Source organism: Vibrio sp. Y176 (assembly GCF_033438945.1).
This window is the reverse complement of record NZ_JAWOQS010000420.1, coordinates 1-755: the sequence shown is the minus strand read 5'-3', so window position 1 is coordinate 755 and position 755 is coordinate 1. Positions and strand designations below refer to the sequence as shown.

Here is a 755-nt window from a genome sequence, read left to right as displayed (position 1 = left end):
AGAACCAAAATCGCAATTGGCATCAAAATCAAAGAGATTGGCAGACCTAGCTTCATCCATTCCGTGAAGTTCAAACCTACTTCGGCCGCAGCAATCGCGTTTGGTGGGCTACCAACTAGCGTAGCGATACCGCCGATAGAGGCACTGTAAGCAATACCGAGAAGAACGAACAAGAATGTGTTGTGGTTTTTCTTCGCGTCCAGTTTCGTCATGACACCTAACACCAAAGGAAGCATCATTGCGGCTGTTGCTGTGTTGGAAATCCACATTGAAAGACCTGCGCTCACACCGAACAGCATAAATACCGCGACAGACATTCGACCACGAGCAATCAGCAACACTTTGTCAGCAAGTGCTTGGTCAAGTTTCTGCTTGTGCAACGCAGCGGCGAGAGCGAAGCCACCCAAGAACAAGAAGATGATTGAGTTCGAGAAGTTATTCAGTGCTGTTTGGGTGTTAAACACGCCCAAGAAGACGGCAAGCATCGGGATCAGCAAAGCAGTAATGCTGACGTGAATCGCTTCTGTTAACCAAAGAATCGCAACAAACACTAAGATGCTGATGCCGGTTACGACTTGTGGTTCAAAGGGTAAGGTATTAAACAAGATAATGAACAGCAGAATGTTGGCATTCAAAATCATGCTGTTGCGAGTGAAGAACCAATTCTTCAATGTCACAGCGAGTGCGGTCATGGGTGTGCTCCTTTTGCATTGCCTTTTTGTCGGTTTTTTATGGCAAGGTAACTGACTTGTAGT

1 protein-coding gene is annotated in these 755 nt (G+C 46.4%); it reads right to left on the bottom strand.

Features of this window, described 5'->3' with window-relative positions; translation table 11 throughout:
* A partial coding sequence (locus R7O13_RS26440; RefSeq protein ID WP_318305151.1) for an SLC13 family permease occupies window positions 1-692 on the bottom strand: 692 nt, incomplete at its 3' end.
* Window positions 693-755: the final 63 nt, after the last annotated feature.